The organism is Psychrobacter sp. CX14 (assembly GCF_057396205.2).
This window is the reverse complement of record NZ_CM183187.1, coordinates 985,129-1,006,028: the sequence shown is the minus strand read 5'-3', so window position 1 is coordinate 1,006,028 and position 20,900 is coordinate 985,129. Positions and strand designations below refer to the sequence as shown.

The 20,900-nt window shown below is 43.0% G+C and carries 17 protein-coding genes; 8 read left to right on the top strand and 9 right to left on the bottom strand.

The window, feature by feature from the left end:
* Nucleotides 1-34: 34 nt before the first annotated feature.
* The 3 genes from AC2SLO_RS04225 to AC2SLO_RS04215 form a co-directional block, all read right to left on the bottom strand.
* Nucleotides 35-2,413: a transferrin-binding protein-like solute binding protein gene (locus AC2SLO_RS04225; protein ID WP_486543439.1), complete on the bottom strand. Its 2,379-nt coding sequence runs from the start codon at nt 2,411-2,413 to the stop codon at nt 35-37.
* Between the two features lie 306 nt (nt 2,414-2,719).
* On the bottom strand, nt 2,720-4,270 hold the full coding sequence (locus tag AC2SLO_RS04220) for an OmpP1/FadL family transporter (RefSeq protein WP_486543438.1): 1,551 nt from the start codon (nt 4,268-4,270) through the stop codon (nt 2,720-2,722).
* A gap of 459 nt (nt 4,271-4,729) precedes the next feature.
* Nucleotides 4,730-4,981, bottom strand: a complete 252-nt coding sequence (locus tag AC2SLO_RS04215) for a SlyX family protein (protein ID WP_486543437.1) — start codon at nt 4,979-4,981, stop codon at nt 4,730-4,732.
* A 141-nt stretch (nt 4,982-5,122) separates the two neighbouring features.
* On the opposite strand from AC2SLO_RS04215, the gene AC2SLO_RS04210 reads away from it, so the two are divergent.
* Together AC2SLO_RS04210 and AC2SLO_RS04205 are read left to right on the top strand one after the other, a co-directional pair.
* On the top strand, nt 5,123-7,078 hold the full coding sequence (locus AC2SLO_RS04210; RefSeq protein ID WP_486543436.1) for an ATP-binding cassette domain-containing protein: 1,956 nt from the start codon (nt 5,123-5,125) through the stop codon (nt 7,076-7,078).
* A 133-nt stretch (nt 7,079-7,211) separates the two neighbouring features.
* Nucleotides 7,212-8,414 carry a lysophospholipid acyltransferase family protein gene (locus tag AC2SLO_RS04205; RefSeq protein WP_486543435.1) on the top strand — a complete coding sequence of 401 codons (1,203 nt, stop codon included), beginning with the start codon at nt 7,212-7,214 and terminating at the stop codon, nt 8,412-8,414.
* 149 nt (nt 8,415-8,563) lie between these two features.
* Here AC2SLO_RS04205 and AC2SLO_RS04200 read toward each other — a convergent pair whose 3' ends face one another.
* Nucleotides 8,564-10,438, bottom strand: a complete 1,875-nt coding sequence (locus tag AC2SLO_RS04200; protein ID WP_486543434.1) for a calcium-binding protein — start codon at nt 10,436-10,438, stop codon at nt 8,564-8,566.
* Between the two features lie 395 nt (nt 10,439-10,833).
* Between AC2SLO_RS04200 and trpS the strand changes: the two genes are divergently transcribed.
* The 5 genes from trpS to rluB all read left to right on the top strand — a co-directional run bounded on the left by trpS (nt 10,834) and on the right by rluB (nt 15,415).
* Nucleotides 10,834-11,928 (top strand): tryptophan--tRNA ligase, encoded by a 1,095-nt coding sequence (gene trpS / locus AC2SLO_RS04195; RefSeq protein WP_486543433.1) that lies wholly within the window; start codon nt 10,834-10,836, stop codon nt 11,926-11,928.
* Between the two features lie 24 nt (nt 11,929-11,952).
* Nucleotides 11,953-12,537 (top strand): RNA 2'-phosphotransferase, encoded by a 585-nt coding sequence (locus AC2SLO_RS04190; protein ID WP_486543432.1) that lies wholly within the window; start codon nt 11,953-11,955, stop codon nt 12,535-12,537.
* Nucleotides 12,521-13,435, top strand: a complete 915-nt coding sequence (locus tag AC2SLO_RS04185; RefSeq protein WP_486543431.1) for a segregation and condensation protein A — start codon at nt 12,521-12,523, stop codon at nt 13,433-13,435. The genes AC2SLO_RS04190 and AC2SLO_RS04185 overlap by 17 nt, the downstream gene beginning before the upstream one ends.
* Nucleotides 13,436-13,519: 84 nt before the next feature.
* Nucleotides 13,520-14,134: an SMC-Scp complex subunit ScpB gene (gene scpB / locus AC2SLO_RS04180; protein ID WP_486543430.1), complete on the top strand. Its 615-nt coding sequence runs from the start codon at nt 13,520-13,522 to the stop codon at nt 14,132-14,134.
* Nucleotides 14,135-14,503: 369 nt separating this feature from the next.
* Complete coding sequence (gene rluB, locus AC2SLO_RS04175; protein ID WP_486543445.1) at nt 14,504-15,415, top strand: 23S rRNA pseudouridine(2605) synthase RluB; 912 nt, start codon at nt 14,504-14,506, stop codon at nt 15,413-15,415.
* An 86-nt stretch (nt 15,416-15,501) separates the two neighbouring features.
* Here rluB and AC2SLO_RS04170 read toward each other — a convergent pair whose 3' ends face one another.
* Both AC2SLO_RS04170 and AC2SLO_RS04165 read right to left on the bottom strand, forming a co-directional pair.
* On the bottom strand, nt 15,502-16,089 hold the full coding sequence (locus tag AC2SLO_RS04170) for a hypothetical protein (RefSeq protein WP_486543429.1): 588 nt from the start codon (nt 16,087-16,089) through the stop codon (nt 15,502-15,504).
* 75 nt (nt 16,090-16,164) lie between these two features.
* Nucleotides 16,165-16,731, bottom strand: a complete 567-nt coding sequence (locus AC2SLO_RS04165) for a hypothetical protein (RefSeq protein ID WP_486543428.1) — start codon at nt 16,729-16,731, stop codon at nt 16,165-16,167.
* 110 nt (nt 16,732-16,841) lie between these two features.
* Between AC2SLO_RS04165 and AC2SLO_RS04160 the strand changes: the two genes are divergently transcribed.
* Nucleotides 16,842-17,435 carry a LysE/ArgO family amino acid transporter gene (locus tag AC2SLO_RS04160; protein WP_486543427.1) on the top strand — a complete coding sequence of 198 codons (594 nt, stop codon included), beginning with the start codon at nt 16,842-16,844 and terminating at the stop codon, nt 17,433-17,435.
* 249 nt (nt 17,436-17,684) lie between these two features.
* On the opposite strand, the gene AC2SLO_RS04155 is transcribed toward AC2SLO_RS04160, so the two are convergent.
* The 3 genes from AC2SLO_RS04155 to AC2SLO_RS04145 all read right to left on the bottom strand — a co-directional run bounded on the left by AC2SLO_RS04155 (nt 17,685) and on the right by AC2SLO_RS04145 (nt 20,833).
* On the bottom strand, nt 17,685-18,326 hold the full coding sequence (locus AC2SLO_RS04155) for a MarC family protein (protein ID WP_486543426.1): 642 nt from the start codon (nt 18,324-18,326) through the stop codon (nt 17,685-17,687).
* A 359-nt stretch (nt 18,327-18,685) separates the two neighbouring features.
* Nucleotides 18,686-19,606: a carboxylating nicotinate-nucleotide diphosphorylase gene (gene nadC, locus AC2SLO_RS04150; protein WP_486543425.1), complete on the bottom strand. Its 921-nt coding sequence runs from the start codon at nt 19,604-19,606 to the stop codon at nt 18,686-18,688.
* 150 nt (nt 19,607-19,756) lie between these two features.
* Nucleotides 19,757-20,833 (bottom strand): NUDIX hydrolase, encoded by a 1,077-nt coding sequence (locus tag AC2SLO_RS04145; protein WP_486543444.1) that lies wholly within the window; start codon nt 20,831-20,833, stop codon nt 19,757-19,759.
* Between the last annotated feature and the right edge of the window lie 67 nt (nt 20,834-20,900).

The window sequence follows — 20,900 nt, the reverse complement described above, 5'->3', positions numbered from 1 at the left end:
CTACTATAGTTCAAATAATCGTTAGGCTTTTGAATTACTGCTTTTCAGCACCGAACGTACCTTGGAACTTGGTACCGGTACCTGGAGTCGTCCCTTTACCGCCTTCAACTGATGCATCTTGGTAGATACCACCTAAGAACTGAGCATCTTCACCATAGAAGCCGCCGGCAGTGTCGATACCATTCACATTTCCAGCAAATGTATTACCATCAATGGTCGCTTCAATGCCAATCTTATTACCTTCAGGCATATACTTGAAGTCACCGTCAAAGGCAAGCTCGCCTTTCACTGAGTTATTTACAAAGTCAACATCGAAGTTTGAAGTACCATTAACTGGTGCAAACGTTCCGGTATCACCTAAGTGAATGTTCTCGATGTAAGTGGCTTGACCTGCGTAGCTCGCTTTACCATCGTTAACTTCTTTTAAGTACTCGATGTCTGCTTGAGCCGTTAAATGACCTTGTACATACACATTAGCAACACGTGAAACATCACCAACAATACCTGAATTAATAACACCATACACATGGCCAGTTTGCATTTGAGTTTCAAAGCTTGCATACGTAGCCTTATAATTAAGGTCAGGGTTAAAGCCACCTAAACCTGCATCAACTTTAACTGTTCCTTCTCCAGCTTGTAAGTTAACTTCGATTGGGTCTTTAACACTGGCTGGCTGAACCATATCACCACGGACAACACCTTTATCAAACGCAGTGAAATTATCACCTTGACCATTATCTACTGGTACTTCTGCGCCATCTTTTGTGGTTGTCTCAGTAAAGTCTGAAGCATCATCACGGATAGCTACATAGCCGATAGCATCTTCAAATTTCTTAAATCCAGATGAATTGGCTTCAAGACTACTAAATGCACTCGACTGGAAGCCAGTCATTTCAGTATCAGGCATTGCCTTGTCAGCAGCAGCTTTTAGTCCAGCTAATTGAGCATCGACAGCGGCTTGAGCATCAGCAGCGGCTTGAGCATCGGCAGCGGCTTGAGCATCAGCAGCAGCTTGAGCGTCGGCAGCGGCTTGAGCATCAGCAGCGGCTTGAGCATCGGCAGCGGCTTGAGCATCGGCAGCGGCTTGAGCATCAGCAGCGGCTTGAGCATCAGCAGCGGCTTGAGCATCAGCAGCGGCTTGAGCATCAGCAGCAGCTTGAGCATCGGCAGCAGCTTGAGCATCGGCAGCAGCTTGAGCATCGGCAGCAGCTTGAGCATCGGCAGCGGCTTGAGCGTCGGCAGCGGCTTGAGCATCGGCAGCGGCTTGGTCTGTTGTTTCAGCTAGTTGCTTGGCACCATAAGTACCTTGAGCGCCATTACCTTCGTATACACCACCCAGATATTCAGCATCACTGCCATAGAAGCCACCTTCGGTTGCATAACCGCCGTTAGCATCTGCAGCGCCTGAGAATTTATTACCATCGATATCGGCTGTTAATGCAATATCACCAGCATTGGCAAAGTTTAGGTCACCTTTTACATTCTTAGAGACAAAGTCTGCAGTGAATACTGAGCTACCAAATTCAATGGCATTGCCAAGTCCCATTTTACGATGTGTGGCATCACCGCTGTATTGTACGGTGCCATCTGTCGGTATATTCTCAGCTTCGGTCGCATTACCTATTACGGCTGCTCCATTTACGGGTAGTGCACTCCCTCCTAGATCTGCTGAACCATCAATGTGACCAATACGCATGTCATCTTCATAGTCTTTGTATACTGAACTATAAGTTAGTGGTAAGTCTGCTTTGATTGGACTGGTTATCGATATCAGAGCTTCACCATCATACTGCTTGAAGCCATTACTTACCTCAGCGTCATTGTCTGATGAGATAATAATATCTACTGCCGGTAATAGATCGTTTGATGCAGTGTCAGATCTTGCTTGAACACTGATATCATCAGCTACAAAGTCGCGAGTTGTTGTATTAAAGACTCCAAGAGGTCCTGCAATAATGTTTAATGTCTGTACGCCAGATCTATCTGCATCTGGAATATTGTCTCCACCAGTATCATCTCCAGTGTCTCCACCAGTATCACCTCCAGTGTCTCCATCAGTATCTGAATCTACATCAGTATCTGAATCTACATCAGTATCTGAATCTACATCAGTATCTGTATCTACATCTGTATCTACATCAGTATCTGTATCTACATCAGTATCTGTATCTCCACCAGTGTCTACATCAGTATCTGTATCTGTATCTGTATCTACATCAGTATCATTATCAGCATCATTATCTGTATCAGCCATTGGCGTAGGCGCGCTATAATAGTCTGTAGAGCTATCATCTAATGCACAAGAAGCTAGAATAACAGACGTTAGAAGAACAACGCTGGCTTTAAGAGAGGTATTTAATTTCTTTGATGTAACAATAGAAGGGGTAGGTGCTAAGTTGCCGTTAAATGACATTATATTTCCTCCATGAAATATTTAATTAATCCATTAATAAACGTTACTACATAGAAAATTTAATCAATGTAGTTGAATAGATACTCACAAATTCCTTATACATTGTCAATACATATTATTTATATAATCTAACACTCTCCCTGATTAATGAGGTCAGAGAGCTATATGGACTATAGGTTTATCTGCTGATATTATATTACTCAAATAATTATAGAACTTACCTTTTGAATAAGAACAGAAAAGGGCAAACCACGATTCGTGATTTGCCCTTCTTGATATATATTGAGACTTAAACGTGCTTAACTCTTATTTGTCTTGATAAGAAAGTTTTACGCCGAGTACAAAGCCGTCGTTGTCATCAAAATCACTAACGATTGTACCGTTAGGGATACGGCCTTTGGCATCACCAAACCATAGATACTTACCACCGGCTGAGATAGCCCAGTTTTCGTCAAGATTGTATTTAGCACCTGCGCCAACACTGTAGTAACCTTCGATAGGACCTAAAGAAGTGGTTGGATCGCCTGCACCACTATCCCAACCAATCGTTCCTGAAACGGCTAGGTTTGGTTGTAGGCGCTTAGCTAAGCCCAGTTCAACTTGCCACTGATCATCATCATAATCAACCAAGTTTAGACCGTTTGGATTTTCTGGATATGCCAGTTTTGTGGCAGCATTATACAAAGGAGGTGTAATTGCAAAATCACCCCAAGGTACCCAGCGCACTTTAGCAGTAGCTAGTGTGGTTGGGTTAATACCAGTTTGGAAATCAAAGTTAACTGATTCTGGTGTGGTGATTTCCATTTTATTTGATTGGCTTGGTGAGACGCCGCGCAGTGCTGCTAAAGGTAAATATTCACCTGCGATCAAATCATGGTCAATCTCTGAGCGGTACGTTAACGAAGCTTTTAAGGCAATCTCAGGCTTACTGTATTGCAAACCAGCAATCCAACCATAGTCGGTGTCAGGGTTAACATTTAAATCATAGCCTGTTGCTGTATCATACGCATTACCACGAAGCTTCACTTTTGCTTTTAGACGCTGAGCAACTGGACCACCATATACTTGGAAGTTGTTATTTTGGCCAAACTTCATGCCTAATAAACCTGTCAAGCTTTCAGAGCGTACTTCTACTTCTGTTGGATCAGTATTTGCAAGTGATTGATCTAGCACCCCTTCTAGACCTTTCAGACGTTGATACTGAGCTTCACCTGCGGCTAATTGCTGCTCGGTTTGCGCTATAGTGCCTTGCAACTCCTGATAGGTATTGATTTCTTTGTCACCTAGCTGTGTGGCTACCATTTGATCAATTTGTGCCTGTGGAGCCCCTGCACTAATTGCTTGACTTAACTGTGACTCAAAACCTTGTAATCCAGCTAGCTGCTGACGACCTGCTTGAATCTGTGCTTCAGTGTCTGTGACAAAGCCTTTAAAACCTTGAACGTCAGTAATACCTTTATCACCTAATTGTGAGGCAATAATTTTATCTGCTACTTTATCTGGTGCACCCACAAAGTCATTATTGCCATGGTAATCAGCAGCTGCGCCCCAAGGCTCATCATATAAGACACCAATACTAAATCTGTCACCAATATCTGTTTTTACACCATAGCGGAAGAAGTCATAATCTTCAGCAATATCTTTTATCTTATTGCCTTTGCTACCGTCAGCATTCAGGTCATGACCAGTAACATCAGCATCAATGTAAGTATAGACCGCTTCTGCATACGTGCCGTCTTGGAAGAATGCAGTGGTATCTTGGCCTGAGCGATCAAGACCGGCAGCAGAGGCAATACTTGCTACTGAAAAAGCAGCGATAGCAGTAACAAGAGGTTTGATATTAAAAGATGAGCGCATTAATTTCTCCAAAAGTCCATTTACAGGATTCACACAGGGGTTGACGATTTGAATCATCGCAAAAGATAGGATGAACTAAAATACAATTGATTACTGACTAGCAATTAACTGTTCAATTTAAGGTAATACTAGCCAACTCTGTAATTAATTGCAACACTTTGATATGATTATAATTATTTTGTAAAGTTATGGTTGGCTATTAATTCTTAATGTTACTTTATAAGCGGTGTAGCTAACTTATACAAATTATCCGACCCAACCTACGCTTTCATGAGAATCTTGAATATTAACATTACTTTAATATGTTTTTATTACTAAATACATACTTAAGAAAGTTTATTTAAAATAAAAGGTCTTAACCATCTGTCCTACTTATCTTCTCTCGCTTGTCTTACATATAATAGGTAAATAAGACCATCATCTTTAATGTGTTTAAAATTAACATACAAACACTGAATATTAGTAATGAGGCGGGATTTCTGCGGCGGCATCAAAGGGAGCAATCCCAGAGTCACTTTGTCTATTTAACTGCATATACATCAGCTGTAATTGACGCTGCATATCTTGTAGCTGTTTGTCTTGTCTGGTAATGACAGCATCTAAGCTATCGACGGTCAACTCTAGATAAGCAACAGTAGACTGCAGATCAGCAATCTGCTTTTGTAGCTCAGTGTGAACGTCATTGTCAGGGTTTGTGGCAGGCTGTGACATAAAATCAACTTTCTGTTAAATCATAAAGATAGGACGTATTTATCAACATCACAGTGGTGAAATAAACTCACGTCATGAATGATGATGTGCGTGATATACTGTGTTTAATTTTAGCATGTAGCACACGGTGATAATACAGTTATGGCACTTATTAATTTAAAAAACATTCACTTAGCATTTGGCGTTGCGCCGGTACTTGATGGCGTTGACCTAAGTATTGAAGCCGGCGAGCGCGTTTGTTTAATTGGCCGTAATGGCGAGGGTAAATCCACTTTATTTAAGCTCATTGATGGCCGCATTACGCCTGATAGCGGCGAAGTGGTGATTAATAGCAGCGTGAAAGTAGCGATGCTTGAGCAGGATGTACCAGAGAGCAGCGGCCGCATCTTAGATATCGTGATGGGCGGCGATAAAAAAACGGCTGATCTTTTAATCGCATACAACCAAAAAGCAGATGCCTGCGCCACAGGTGATATGGATGCCTGTGAAGCCATGTCAGATTTGCAGCATGACATTGATGCCGCGCATGGTTGGGATTTAGAACGTGAAGCCCGCCAACTATTAACCACCATGGGTCTAGACCCCGAAGACGACTTGTCTGCCCTATCGGGTGGTCGTAAGCGCCGCGTACTATTAGCGCGCTCACTGGTTACTAAGCCAGATATCTTATTACTCGATGAGCCGACTAACCACTTGGATGTGGCCAGTATTGAGTGGCTTGAGCAGTTCTTAAAAGATTGGCAGGGTCTGACCTTGTTGTTTGTAACGCATGATAGAGCCTTTGTGGATAAGCTTGCGACGCGTATCATCGAGCTTGATCGTGGTAAGTTATCAAGTTACGACGTGACTCAAGGTGCTGGCGGTTACGCCCGTTATCAAGAGCTTAAAGAGCAGCAATTGCTTGCCGAAGAGAAAAACAATGCCAACTTCGATAAGAAATTAGCGCAAGAAGAGGTGTGGATTCGCCAAGGTATTAAAGCACGTCGTACCCGTAATGAGGGCCGTGTACGTGAATTAGAGCAATTACGTGAAGAGCGTAAAAAGCGCCGTGAGCAAGTGGGCAACGTCAATATCACCATGACCAGTGGCGATAAAAGCGGCAAGTTAGTTTGTAAAGTTAAAGACCTGCATCTTGAATATGACGGCAATGTACTGGTTGATAACTTTAGCACCACGATTGTGCGCGGCGATAAAATCGGTATCGTTGGCCCGAACGGTGCCGGTAAGACGACACTAATTAAAGCCATATTAGATCAATCTGATGATGACGTAATTCAGAGCGGCACCGTAACTTTGGGCACCAACTTACAGATTGCCTTCTTTGACCAGTTGCGTGATCAGCTAGATTTAGAAGCCAGTGTGGTTCAAAACGTAGCTGAAGGGTCTGACTTTGTTGAAGTTGGCGGCCGTAAAACGCATATCATGAGCTATTTACAAGACTTCTTATTTGCGCCAGAACGTGCACGTACACCGGTTAAAGCTTTATCAGGCGGCGAGCGTAACCGCGTATTATTAGCAAAGCAGCTGTTAAAACCTGCTAACATTTTAGTACTTGATGAGCCAACCAACGATTTAGATATGGCAACCCTTGAGCTATTAGAGGAATCGGTCTCAAGCTTTAACGGCACCATCCTACTGATTAGCCATGACCGTGCCTTTATGGACAACGTGGTTACCTCAACTTGGGTATTTGACCAAGACGATGAAGGTAAAGGTATCGTTAAAGAATATGTGGGCGGTTACCAAGATTACTTAGTACAAAAGCAGCGTGAAGACGGTCACATGAGTAAGGCTGATAAAGCTGCTGCCAAGACCAAAAAAGAAAATGCTAAAAAGGCAGCTGCGGCTAATACAGATGACAAAGAGCCAACAGCTCCGAAACGTAAGCTTAGCTATAATGAGCAACGTGAACTCGACGCCTTGCCAGAACAAATGGCCGCGTTAGAAACAGAGCAAGCAAAGCTACAAGCGAAACTGGCCGATGGTTCATGGTTTACCACTGACCTAGAGGCTGCCACTGCTGCAAGTGAAAGACTGGCAGAGATTGACGAGCAATTGATGCAAAAACTTGAACGCTGGGATGAGTTAGACAGCTAATATATAGCGTGTACCGATTCGTTATTATTTGACTGACTAAAAGCTGCCTGACCCAATGGAGTCAGGCAGCTTTTTTATTCTCCATCACATTCATAATAAAAATAACCGTCATATCATAAAGGGAGGATGTCTGATGACAGACCCTAATTTTAATAATTCCAATAAGCCTAATAAAAACAACCCACCCAGTCGCTCTTTGGATAATAACGCCTCAAACAAGCCATCTACTGAACCAACGGTGCAGTTTTATACGCCTGATGCCACCAAACCAACGGTTAAGAATGAGCCGATAACTGATTTGGATGCCATACAGTCTTATTCAAAGCAAAATCCAAAACCTGTGCCTATCCCCAAAGGTATGCCCAGTATTAGCGACACTCATAAACAGCGTCAGAAGGCTGAGAAGCGTCCCTTTAAGGCATCCTTTATAGCACCAAAATATTGGGGTATCTGGCTGTTGTTATTGCTGATACTACCACTTATTTATCTGCCGCTACGTTATCAGTTCTGGTTTGGTCGTCAACTTGGCATATTAACCTATCATTTAGCCAAAGACTGGAGACAAACTGCCCTTTCTAACCTAGAACTGGCCTATCCAGAAAAAATGGCAGAAGAGCGTGAGCGTCTGGCCAAGCAGGTCTTTGTCAATCAAGGAATCGGTCTGTTTGAAACTCTGTGCGCTTGGTTTCGCCCCGATGTCTTCACCCGTACTCTGTCCATCTCTGGGCTACAACACTTGATGACGGCTCACAAAGCAGGCCAACCGATTTTGCTGTTGGGTGCGCACTATACGACGGTTGATTTGGGTATGCGCCTATTTACTCAATTTTATCCGATAGACTATGTGTCTCAGCCACAGAGCAATGAGCTGCTTGATTGGCTTACCTATAACGGCCGTCGTCACATCGTGGACAATCATCTGGCAGCAGCGGATACCTCTGTTATCGAGCAACGACTTAAACAGGTTAATATTGTTTATTACTCGGCAGATCAAAGCGATACGGTAGTGAATAATAATGTTATGGCGCCCTTTTATGGTGTACCTGCTAAGACAACGACGCTACCACATCAATTAGCTTACTTTAAAGAGCCTTTAAACCCGCCAGCGGTGATGACGTTTCATATTTATCGTCAAACTGCCGACAAGTTATCGCGAGGCAGACGTCCGCACTATCATCTAACCATCACGCCAACTTTAGACAGTTATCCTACAGCTAACGTGCGTGCCGATGCGACCCGTATTAATGAGACCTTAGAGAGTAGTATTCGCATTGATCCAACTCAATATCAGTGGTTCCGTCATATTTATGACACTCCTCATAAGAGTCTTAAATAGAGCCTGATTGACAATAAAAGCAATCACAAAAGTAGCCATAAAAAACGCCAGATAACTTAGTTGTCTGGCGTTTTTTATGGCTGTATATAATCTGATATTAAGTATTTAAACGTTTAATACCAAACAGACTGTCTTAGACCTATAGAAAATTAAATAATTACTGCATTATTGACTACATCATCAACTGTCGAGTTTAAGATTGTCAGATAATCAGTCGTATTTAAGGTGATTAGTACGTCCGTAGTCGATTGAACGACATTACTGATTAATGATGACATATCACTGAACAGCTCTGATGAGAATTCTAAGATATCTTTATAACCAGCATCGTTATTAAAGTCTAAAATCACATCCGATCCTGATGTTTTATCTATAACAAACACATCATTACCAATGCCGCCACTTAGGCTGTCATTACCTGCGCCGCCATTTAATACATCGTTACCCTCTGCACCGAACAAACGGTCGTTACCGCCAAGAGATATAATAACGTCGTCACCGCCGCCTGCGTGTAAGGTATCATCTGATGAGGTACCGGTTACGTTATCGTTACCTTCACGAGCGAAAACAGTTTGACCGATGAGCACGTCATCTCCTTCACTGCCTTCTTTATGGTCTAAAAATGCTTTATCCCCATTATCAAACCACTTCATTAGAAAACGGTTGTCTTGTAAACCAGTGTCTGTGATTTCGTAATTATTGGTATGGCTGGCTATTTCACCATCGAAGCTAACTGATTCAACATTGTCTGCTTCTACTAAGTTAATGCCATCTTTATCGACAAAGAACAAGGTGTCATCTTGCATCTGATACACATCCCACTCTTTACCACGTCCTTCGATACGTACTTCATCGATACCGGAGCCTCCATCAATATGATCAACACCAATACCAGCTTTTATAAGGTCATTACCTCGTCCACCATCTATATAATCATAGTTAGTGCCGCCCGCTATTTTATCACCATACTGAGTGCCTATTAAAAAGGCTGAGGTGCCAAAGTGGCTTGAACTGGTAGGGGCAGCGTCATCTTCGACCCATAACATCCCGCGATTAATAGCACTGAGATCGGAGACGATCACGGTGCTGTCTTGTTTGGTATCTTCGTAAAATGAAGAATCAATTACTCGAGAAATAGCATCTGTTGTAATACCATTAATATGCGCATACCATCCTGTTGGGATATTTAAAAATGTAAATGGACTGATATCCCATATTGGAGAAGCATAGACATCGTTATAGAGTACAAAGTTATCAGTCGTACTGCTAAATTCTTTGTCTGGATTACCAAAACCGAAGTCCATCGCTTGAATGGCGCTTAAGAAGTCTGGCTCATTACCCGTAATGCGATGTGTTACATCATTTTCATAACCGACGTTTAATACCACATCACCATTGTCATAAATTGTGGGTACGGCATGAGCAATAAAGTCTGATTCAGTAAAAAAACCATCTACCAGATTTTCTCTTTCAGCCGCCAGCACATTAGTAACGGACGCTCCTAAACTATAGCCACTAAATACCACGTCAGTAGCTTCAAGCCCATTATCAAGGGCAAAATCACGAACCATTTCAAGAATAGGCTCATAGAGCTCCACCCCTTCGCGACTATTTAAATTTAAATAATCAAGCACATCAGTGATGGCATTGGTACCAGCCACATTAAAGTTGATGCGAACCAGGTCGCCTGCCTCATCATACTGCCCAAAAATTTTAGCTTGAGGTCCTGGCAATGCAGTACCACTATATAGACTTGGAATAGTAAAGTAACCAGCATGATCTACTAGGTCTTCACTAACGCCAAAATCAGTTGACGTAAGCTCCATCCATCCATCGGGTATGCCTACATTGGTATCATTGGCAAATAAATCACCCGTAATGCTACCTAGTAAATTAAGGGCATCTACGCCTGGTATAAAATTGAAAAAGTTATGCGAATTGGTATATGCAGCCAGCTTACTGGTATCTTCTACCAATTGTGAAGCGTCATCACTTGAATAGTTTTTGTAATCGAACATGCCCATAAACGTGTATCCTTACATAGTGTGGGGAGTGGGGAGTGGAAAAATTTGATATATTTTAAGAAGGAAAAATAGCTTGCATGAGATAGCGCTTTGTCCCTAAATGCGCTATCGAATGAAAGTATTATTCAAAATTTTAAATAATCAACTTAAAAATATAATTAAGACTATATTAAAAATAACATCAAACTATTTGGAATGAGTTTAAAATATAATTAAATTCACTTTAGTTTGATTATTATTGAACTCCCATTCAGAAAAACAACAAAGATTTGATATACTGTTTCATTAAATTTTTAGAGGTATATTCATACTTTGAAATTCGACTATCAACCTTAACTCCCTTACCCCCTTATCCATAACAACTCAAATAAGCTATTTTATAAATCGGGAACATTATGAGCCACACTGATGCCAATCAAACACAAAAAACCTCAATAGACAATCAACCAAAACGAACCTTAACGGGTGTTACCACCACAGGTATTCCGCATTTGGGGAACTATGTAGGGGCTATTCGTCCGGCCATTCAATCGGCGCAAAATAGCACCAATGAAGAGGATCGTTCGTTTTTCTTTTTGGCCGATTATCACAGTATTATTAAATGCTCAGACCCAAAACAAGTTCATGAATCTACCAAAGCCATTGCAGCAACATGGCTCGCTTGTGGTCTAGATCCTGAAAAGGTGGTATTTTATCGTCAATCTGATGTCCCTGAAATTCAAGAGCTAGCTTGGGTATTAAATTGCTCCTGCCCTAAGGGTCTAATGAATCGTGCGCATGCTTATAAAGCCGCAGTCGATGCCAATGCTGAAAAATCAGACGTCGACCCTGATCATGGTATTACTATGGGCCTATTTGGTTATCCGGTACTTATGGCGGCTGATATCTTGATGTTTAACGCCACCCACGTACCTGTCGGGCGTGACCAAATTCAGCACATCGAAATGGCGCGTGATATGGCCGGAACCTTTAACCACAAGTACAAGCCTCTATTCACTCTACCCTCTGCGGTAGTTGATGATAATGTCGCCTTATTAACTGGTCTTGACGGCCGTAAGATGAGTAAAAGCTACGGCAACACCATTCCGCTATTTGGTGAATATAATCCCCAAGTTGATCCTGAAAAACAGATGCGTAAAGCGATTATGCAAATTGTTACTAACTCGCAAGCACCAGAAGAGCCTAAAAATCCTGATGACTCTGTGATTTTTGAGATTTACCAAGCCTTTGCAACGCCAGATGAAATCGCTGATTTGCGCGCTCAATTTGAAGCCGGTATCGCTTGGGGTGATGCAAAACAGATTTTATTTGAGAAAATTAATGGTGAAATCGCGCCCTTCCGTGAGCGCTATTTTGAGCTAATGGCCAATCCAAAAGAGTTGGAAGAAATCCTGCAAATGGGGGCAGATAAGGCTCGCCGCTATAGCCGTAAACAACTGGACAAGACCCGCCGCGCAATTGGTATTAAGCCATTGGCTAAACTAAAATAGCGCGCCCATCACCAAGAGTCTCTGATGATAAGTGAACAACAACAAACCAAGCTAAGTAAATTTCTTAGCTTGGTTTTACGCCATAAACCAGAAGCCATTGATTTGAGCTTAGATGACAATGGCTGGGCAAGCGTCGATGATTTAATCCGTAAGATGAATCAGCATGGCAAGCCGATTGACTTTGAGACACTTAGTGCAGTGGTCGAAAATAACCGTAAACAGCGTTTTATTTTCAGCCCTGATAAGTCTTTGATACGGGCCAACCAAGGCCATTCGATTAAGGTCAATTTAGGTTATGTGGCAAAACCGGCAGAGCAAGTTCCGGCTATCTTGTATCATGGTACGGCTAGCCGGTTTGTCGATAGTATATTTAAGACCGGTGCCATCCAAAAAATGCAGCGTCACCATGTGCATTTAAGTAGCGATATTGAGACCGCACGTGCTGTGGGTCAGCGTCATGGCAAACTGGTGATTTTTGCGGTGGATACCCAAGCCATGTTTGATGATGGCCATCATTTTTATCAAGCGGATAACGGCGTTTGGCTCACCGACTCTATTCCTGTCTCTTTTATCCACAAACTCGATGGCAATAATGACGAATCTAACTGAACAACCTTTAAGCGTTCGAATTTATACCACGCCGGTGCAGTCTTTGCCCGAAGACTTATATGTACCGCCGAAAGCCTTTGCCATTTGGCTTGATCAGTTTGAAGGTCCCCTTGATTTCTTGCTGTATCTGGTCAAAAAGAACAACTTTGACATTACTGATACCGCTATTTTGCCGATAACTGAACAATATTTAGCCTATATTGATGAGCTTGATGCCGATCACTTTGAACTGGCAGGCGACTATCTATTGATGGCATCCACCTTAATTGCTATTAAAACTGAATTGTTGCTACCGGCACCTGAAAAAGTAGAGGATGAGCGTGACCCAAAAGCAGAGCTGATTGCCCGCTTGGAGGATTATGCACAGATTAAAGAGGCAGCACGTCGTTTGGATACCTTAATCCGTCTTGAGCGTGATGTGTTCTTAGCGATGGCTAGCCTGCCTGACCCAGAGGTTATGGCTGCCCAGTTGCCGAATTATCCGTCTGAGATGCTGGTCGAAAGCTTGCTTAAAATGCAGCTAAAACCGGATTATCAGATGCACAATATCAAAGTGGACCCCATACCCCTGTCGGATCGTATTGCCAGTATCAGCCGCCAATTAAGTGAGCGTGGTGAAGGCACCTTTATTGAATTGCTTGATCAGCGTCAGGGTCGGCTTGGTGTGGTGGTGAGCTTTGTGGCAGTGCTTGAGCTGATGAAGCGGCACATTATCGACGTTATCACTGATGACACTATTAATGATGAATCAACTAATAGCAAACCCTCAGAAAATTTAACAGACTTAGATAAACATGACACTCAGCAAGCTAATTTATCGGACTATTTAAATCAAGTGTCTGACTCTGATTCGCGAACCTACAGCTTATCGAAATTAAAGCTACGTTGGGTTGGCTAAATTCTATTTAAAAAAGGTTCTGCCAACCAGACACCTTAATAAAATACTCCTATTAATCTAATTGCTAATAAGTTTAATTGCCCTATGCCGAAACATCCCAGTCAGCCACTTAATGTGGCATCGTCGTCTAATGTGCAAACACCATCCGCTGCTACAAACAGTGATTTACACAGCTTTAATCGCTACGATCAGTTAAGTCGCCGTATTGAAGTATTGCTGCATGCTTCTGAATCACCACTGACCGCCAATCAATTAAAAAAGCATCTGTCATTATCAGCCCAAGAGCTTGAGACCGCGCTAGTTATGCTACAGCAGCGTTTGACTACGGGTGTATTGAGCTTGAGTGAGTCCGCTAGTGGTTATCGTCTGCAAATTCGCAGTGAATACAGTGCACTGATTCAGCAAGTATTCCCGCAGCGACTAGAACATCTAAGCCAAGCGCTGCTTGAAACATTAAGCGTCATTGCCTATAAACAGCCGGTCACCCGTAGCGATATTGAGCATGTGCGCGGGGTAACTGTGTCGAGTAATATTTTAAGACAATTGTTTGATAAGGGCTGGATTGTTGAGAAAGGCTATCGCGAAACCTTGGGTCGCCCCGCCCTGCTACATACCACACCTGAGTTTTTGGACTCTTTTGGGCTTGAGAGCTTAGAGGATTTACCACCGCTACCTGAATTAAATTTAGAAAAGGATTAATTAATCCTTTAATATTTCTTTTTCATCTAGTGAGCTCCTATAAAACGTCTCTACTTACAATTAAAAGAGAGTATCGATGTTTAAAGATGTCTTACGGTCAAATCATACCGAGTTAACAAAAGTTGGCGATTAAACCTTAAAAATAGCGTACAATAGCTCCCGTTACTTCACCACCTGAATAACCTACATTGTGAAATGTAGTCACCCACCGATTCAAGGATGCATAATATGCCTCATTCAAATCAAAACGACACCGCACCTGACAGCGAATTTTTAACCGTTGATCACAATGGTGATTATCAATTCGCCGAACCGACCACCAAAGCCAGTACTGCCGGCACTGAAAAACTTCAAAAAGCATTAGCACGTATGGGCCTTGGCTCACGTCGCCAAATGGAAGAAGTGATTAAATCAGGCCGCGTATCAATCAACCAAAAGCCTGCCACTATCGGCGACCGTGTCACCCAAGGTGACGAGATTCGTGTCGATGGCCGTCTGATTAAATACAAATCTGAGCGTGAAAAACGCCGCCGCGTATTGGCATACTACAAGCCTGAAGGCGAGATTTGTTCTGCCAATGACCCTGAAGGTCGTACCACGGTATTTGAGCGCTTACCTAAGCTGACACATGACCGCTGGGTAATGGTTGGTCGCTTAGATATTAACTCTACTGGCCTGTTGCTATTTACCAATGACGGCGAATTAGCGCACCGTTTAATGCACCCCTCAAATGAGATTGTGCGTGAATATGCAGTACGTATTTTGGGTGAATTAACTCCAGAGATGATGCGTAACCTAACTGATGGTGTGATGTTAGAAGACGGTCTTGCTAAGTTTGAAGACATCAAGCAAGGCGGTGGTGAAGGTGTGAACAAGTGGTATCACGTCAAGTTAAAAGAAGGTCGTAACCGTGAAGTTCGTCGTCTGGTTGAATCACAAGGCCTAAAAGTGAGCCGCTTATTACGTACACGTTATGGTTCTGTTGATTTACCAAAAGAGCTACGTACCGGCCGCTTTATTGAGCTGGATAGAAAAGACATTCACCGCTTAATCGAACTGGTTGACTTGCGTCCACGTGAAGACATGGGTGTACATGGTAAAGCCAAAGAGAAAAAAGAGCGCTTCCAGAAAAAACCAATGAAAGCACGTACTGTTCGCAATACCAGCAAAGAGCGCAATGCCAGAGCAGGCGGTGGTGGTCGTGACGCAAGCAGTACTCGCGGTAGAGATTCAAATACGCCTCGTGGCCGTGATACAGGTAATAGAGGCTCTAAGCGTTAGTCGAACAATGATTGTTGCTTAAAAGCCCTCTAATTAAATTATTAGAGGGCTTTTTAGTGGCTAGACTATCTAGCTAAATAGGGTCATTACTGGCGCTCATTCAAATAACGATGCATTACCTGCATATCTTGCAAAGAGTCTGCATGGCAACGCTTTAATAAATCAGCTAGCCTGTTCTCTATATTAGATAAAAGCTCACCAAGTAACTTTAATGCTTCACTATGGCTTTCACTCAGTGCATTATTATTATCAGGCATGTATCGATAATTAGGACGGATCGCCTGCTGCACCCTTATATCATGGCGCACGATACGCTGATAGCTATTGAGCATTTCTGGCAGGCGCACATCGAGCAGTTTTCTAACCACAAACTCTTCTTCTGTGGCAGCAATACTCTGCCCTGCTTGCTCTGCTTCTTCACGCCACTGCTGATAAACGGTCGCTTGACTATCGATACGCTGTATTTGCTCTAGGATAGCAGCCGGCAGGTAAGACAATTGCTGCTGCTCAACGCTTAGCTGCATCATCTGTGGCGGCGGACGTTTTGAGGGTTCAACATATTGTAGCGTGCCAGGGGTAATACCGACTGCACGATGAAATGCAAGCCAACCTTTACGTCCCAAATAGCCGGTAGCCACTAAGGCCACGACCCCTGCACCCACCATAATACTCATCGAACGACACTGTCTCCTTTACCTAAAGCGCTATGCTTTAACTCACAATCAAGAGCTTATTTAATCTGAATTGTTCTACTTCTCAAAACGCTGTTGTAGATAGCGATTGGTTGCCAATAGCTTTTGACCGTCTTGATGATAGGCTGCATCAAGTAAGTCATCAAATTGCTCATTTACTGTATTTAACACCTCAAGTAATGCCTGCTTGCCAGTCACATCAGAGTGTTTAATTTTGGTGGTATCGGCTCGGCTTGCCGCTTCTTCTTTGCTGATAATACCGCTGTCTAAATCATGTAAGCGTCTATAATCCGCCACCGCTTCAGGAATATGTTTGTCCATCACGTTTTTAATCATGATATAGCTTTCACTTACTGTATCCTTATCATCAATAACGCCGTCGTTATTGGTATCGCCATATAGCACACGCAGCTTCTCGCCTTTTTTATTAATGGCATCTAGCTGTTGTTTGATATCTGCAGGCAAACTCTTTTCAGGAATATAACCCAATTGCGGCATCGCTTTGTACTCAAGCATTTTGGGCTGAGTTACTTTTTTGATACCGCGGTAACCCAGATATATACCCGCAGCAGGCAATACGCCATATATGATAAACATCAATAGCATTGCAGTCGCTTGGGTCATAAATTCATCCTTTAATGATTAACGTATGAAGATCAAAGCACTCTATACTCTATAGTAGCAGCACAGTGCTTTAATACTTATATTTTAATAACTTTAACTGGGATGACTAGATGGATTATGTATCAGGCTTTGGTCTTGGACTGTCGCTTATTTTGGCGATTGGCTCACAAAACGCATTTGTCCTCAAACAAGGCCTGAAAAAACAGCATGTGTTTGCTATCTGTCTGTTTTGTGCGGTGTCTGATGCTATCTTGATTTCAGCAGGCGTGGCAGGCTTTGGCGCAGTGACTGCCAAATATCCTAATATTGTCACTATCGCTAAAATAGCCGGCGCACTGTTCTTGCTTATCTATGGTCTGCAAAGCTTTCACGCCAGTTTAACTAAAACCCATGCAATGACAGACAACACCGACGCTGTCAGCAGTTTACGAAAATCACTGCTGCTATGCTTTGGGTTTACGTGGCTAAATCCGCACGTCTATTTAGACACCTTGATACTGGTCGGCATGGTCTCGACAGGTGCGGCAAGTAAGCTGCTATTTGGTGTCGGTGCAGTTAGCGCCTCATTCATATTTTTCTTCAGCTTGGGTTATGGTGCTCGTTTACTGGCGCCTTTTTTTGCCAAGCCCAAGGCATGGAATATCTTGGACGCTCTTATCGGTATATTAATGATGTATCTGGCGTGGCATTTAGCGTTTGGCTAGTTAAATAAGCAACCATCATCTGCAAGCTGCTAAACAGTTACGGTCTTCGCCTCGCTAAGCCTACTTTAGTAGCGCTCCGCACTCGATTGCCTTGACACTATGTTGGAGTTTTTTGACTATACGCTATTAAGACAATAGAAATAGTAATAACCAAAAAAAACACCCATTCTCTAAATAATTGCTAAAAGCGTAATAGAGAAAGGGCATATAAGATTTTGAAATTATTAGAAGAGCGAAGAGTTATCGCTTTTAGATGAGATTAGGAAAGATAGTACGCAGGCCACTTACTAGAATCTCAATAGAGACCGCTGCCAACAGCATACCCATGATACGGCTAATAATATTCAGACCGGTATCGCCTAAAAAACGGCTTAATCGACCCGCTGCCATTAAGGCTAAATAACAGAAGATGGCAATTAATAGACCGGCAATAATAATGGCTAGTTTTTGCTGCCAGCTGTGAACTTGCGCCGAATAAATAATCACGGTTGAGATACCACCGGGTCCAATCATCATCGGAATCGCCAATGGTACGACAGCCGCTGCGGTACTGCCCATGGTCTCAAGACTGTCATCGAACTCAACGTTTTCTTGATCAGGTTTTACGGGGTTACCATCACCATTCATCATGTTAATGGCAATCAAAAATACCAAAATACCACCAGCTACCTGGAATGAGCCGATAGAAATACCCAGTATGCGCAGCAATAGCTCGCCGGCAACCGTAAAAAAGGCAATCGCTATAAACACAGTTAAGCTGCTGATACGCGCAAATCGGCGCCTATCAATCATTTTGTAGCCACGTGTCGAATCTAAAAATAGCGTCAGGGCACTAAAGGGATTAATTAGTACCACAAATGCCAAAATGATTTTGACAATTTCGGTGTCCATAGCGGGCGCCTCAGTTTGCAAAGGATGGCGATTTTAACATAAGAGGTACATCGGGGATAACCCCGTTCCGTGACAATATGTACCCTCTAGCGGCTTAAGTTTTGGTTTACTATACTAAGGAAATAAAATGCAACTCTTAAAGCTAACACAGTGAATAAAGCAGCGGCAAGTTTAACTAACATTCATTGCGGCATAATTAATAGACATCGGTTAATTCTTAGGATAAGTATTATACCTATTATTTTACATTGGGCGCCACCCACATACCTAATAAGGGGCAAAATGCCCCTTATTTAACTTTAAATAATTTCAAATATCTGCTCTCTTAAATGCTGTACGCTTAGATCTATAGCTTTCGCTTAGGCTGAAAAATCCATACCAATGTCTAACGCAGTGGTACTGTGCGTCAAATAACCCATAGCAATGAAATCAACGCCGGTTTCGGCAACCGCAACTACGCTATCAGGGGTAATACCACCTGAAGCTTCGGTTTTTATGCGTCCGCTTGGGTGATTTTTGCACATGGCAACCGCTTTACGCAGTGTGTCTGGACTCATATTATCGAGTAATACTAGCTCAGCACCGGCATCAATCGCTTGCTGTAACTGCTCTAACGTATCGACTTCAATCTCGATAGGAATCAAGTGACCTGCTAATTGCTTAGCTTGAGCCAAGGCATTGGGAATATTACCGGCAATGGCAATATGATTGTCTTTTATCAAAATCGCATCGTCTAAGCCCAAACGGTGGTTTCGACCGCCGCCGCAGCGCACTGCATATTTTTGTACAGTGCGCAGCCCAGGAATGGTTTTTCGGGTACAGGTAATTTGTGCCGGATAATCTGCTACCAAATTAACAACCTGTTTGGTGGCTGTGGCAATGCCACTTAAATGAGTCATAAAGTTAAGTGCTGTACGCTCAGCCGTCAATAAGTTGCGCGCGTTGCCGCTAATAGTCGCAAGCGTCTGACCCTTGGTTACCAGCGCACCATCATGGGTATGCGCCGTAAACTCAATGCGGCTATCAACCTGATCAAAGGCTAATCGTGCCAAATCAAGTCCGCACACCACACCTTCTTCACGAACGGTTAAGGTCAATGTCGCTTGCTTATCGGCTGGAATGGTCGCTTGTGAGGTAACATCACCGCGGCGACCTAAGTCTTCTAACAAGGCGGCCTCTATCAGTGGCAATAGCAGCACATCATTTAATGGTGGCTCAATAATGGCCTGAGAAGTGAGGTTGTTTTGGTTATTATTATCGTTAGCCGAAACGGTTGACATGGCGTGTCCTTAAAATGGGTTCAATACAAAGTGCTTGAAATAGTGGCTAAGAGACTAATGCTCATTATGAGCATAAATATAACTGAGAATAAACGCATTAGCAATGAATAATGCTTAGTGACTAACCAATCACCAACAGGGATATGACGACTAACGATGATTGCGTTTAGGCAACTTACTGTCCATCAGCAAGCTTTGTAGCTCTACATCAAAGCGGAAACGATATAATTTGGCAGGACGCCCTCGCCCTGTCTGACTACTATTGCCAGTGGGCTCAAGAAGGTTTTGACTCTCAAGCAATCGTCTAAAGTTTTGCTTATGTAGTGTGACTCCAGATAAAGCCTCCACACTTTGTTGCAGCTGTAGTAAGGTGAATTCCTGTTGTAACAAGCCAAAAATAAGCGGACGGTATTCAATCTTGGCACGCAGCCGCGAAATAGCAGTAGCAATCACACGGCGGTGATCATAATACATCGGCTCACCGGTAACTTTTTGCCATTCCTTGGGCAGTTTGGCAGCATTATAATGCGGCGATTCTGGTAACAAGCCCGCCTCATATAGCATCTCGTAACGCAGCAGAGCATGTTCGGCAACCCACTTGGTAAACATCTCTTTGGCGCTACTGCTTTGAGTGGTAATCACCTTATCAAACTCAGATTCATTCTCTTCCCAATCACCACCCCAGCACAGATAAATACGCTGTAGACGTTTTTTCTTTAGATCGGCTGTCTGCGCTGCATCTGCCCATTTTTTTAACTCAGCAGTAATGGCTTTTACTGCCTCAATAGGCTCCTTATTAATATGATTTTCCCACGGGAAATAATCGTACCAATCTCTCCATAGGGCGGCGTTGTCTTTCGGTAACTGCGTTTGATTGGCTACATTTTTATGAGGTTGCGGTTTATCTAGCGGTATCGCCCCTTCCTGCACCAATCCCATGTAACTGACATAGACCAGCGCATGCCCCTCTTTATTACGCCTATTAGTATCTACAAAGGTATATAACTGCTCAATGTAGCCTAGCGGTTGGTGAGTTTGCTCCTCAACCCACTGGCGTACGCCCGCTTGCAGTGAACGATGCAGCGGCATCAATGGACCGTTTGGTAATAACTTGCCATCTTCGACCGTTAACACTCGCGCAGTGTTATTAGTGATGGCAATCAGCACCGCCACCACCTCTGTGGTGCCGCTGCCTTGAACATGGGCGTGAGAAAACGACAAGCTCATATTAATTAATTGGGTCAAAATAAAGAGCTCTAGTATATCGAGAAATCCACACAATTACACGATAAGT